The sequence below is a fragment of the Aureimonas altamirensis genome (genome assembly GCF_023702225.1).
GTDB classification, from domain to species: Bacteria; Pseudomonadota; Alphaproteobacteria; order Rhizobiales; family Rhizobiaceae; genus Aureimonas; species Aureimonas altamirensis_B.
This window is the reverse complement of sequence record NZ_JAMQCO010000035.1, coordinates 1-1,008: the sequence shown is the minus strand read 5'-3', so window position 1 is coordinate 1,008 and position 1,008 is coordinate 1. Positions and strand designations below refer to the sequence as shown.

General features: G+C 65.4%; 1 protein-coding gene. It reads left to right on the top strand.

The window, feature by feature from the left end:
- Positions 1-1,008: integrin alpha (locus NDN16_RS20815; RefSeq protein WP_251115325.1), on the top strand; the 1,008-nt coding region annotated here is incomplete at both ends.

The window sequence follows — 1,008 nt, the reverse complement described above, 5'->3', positions numbered from 1 at the left end:
TCCGGCAGTACCGGCCGCGTCTATGTGGTCTATGGCAAGACGAGCGGTACGGCCGTTGCGGCCAGCGCGATCGTGGCCGGCTCGGGTGGCTTCGCGCTCACCGGGGAGACGACGAGCAGTTTTGCGGGCCACGCGGTAAGCAGCGGTGGCGACATCAATGGCGACGGCTTTGCCGATATCATCGTCGGAGCGCCATTCCTGAACGGCCAGGCGGGCAAGGCCTATGTGCTCTTCGGCAAGTCGAGCATGGGAAGCCTGACGCTATCGGCGCTCGGCGGCTCCGGCTTCACCATCTCGGGAGAGGCGGCAAACAACGTACTTGGATCCGATGTCACCTATGCGGGTGACGTGAACGGCGACGGCCTGGCGGATATTGCCGTCGGGGCGTACGGCTACGGTTCGAATGCAGGCCGGTCCTATGTGATTTTCGGCCGTACATCCGGCAACATCGACATCAACGTGGCCTCGTCCTCATTGGGCACGCGCGGCTTCATGATCCTCTCGGAGAGTGTTGCCGACGAAGAGGGTACGTCGATCTCCTATGCGGGCGACATGAACGGCGACGGGCTTGCCGACATACTGGTTGCCTCGCGCCTGAATGACGCGGCCGGGTCCAATGTCGGCCGTGTCTACGTTGTCTACGGGCGTTCGGGCACGGCGTCGGTCGTGCTGGCGGATGTGGCGCGCGGTATCGGCGGCTTTGCGGTGACCGGCCAGTGCTCGGACGACCAGTTTGGGCATGACGTTGCGGCGGGCGGCGACATCAACGGCGACGGGCTGGCGGATATCGTCATCGGGGCGCGGTCCAACGATGGATCGGCAAACGAAGCGGGCCGGGCCTATGTGATCTTCGGTCGTACGGACGGAACGAGCTCGAGCGTCGTCGTCGACGTCATGGGCACGGCATCTGCCGAGGCGCTCAGCGATGGCGGCACGGGCAAGACCGTTTTTGCCGGCGCGGGCGACGACACGCTGACGCTGACGGCGGCGAGCGTGATGGACGGCCAG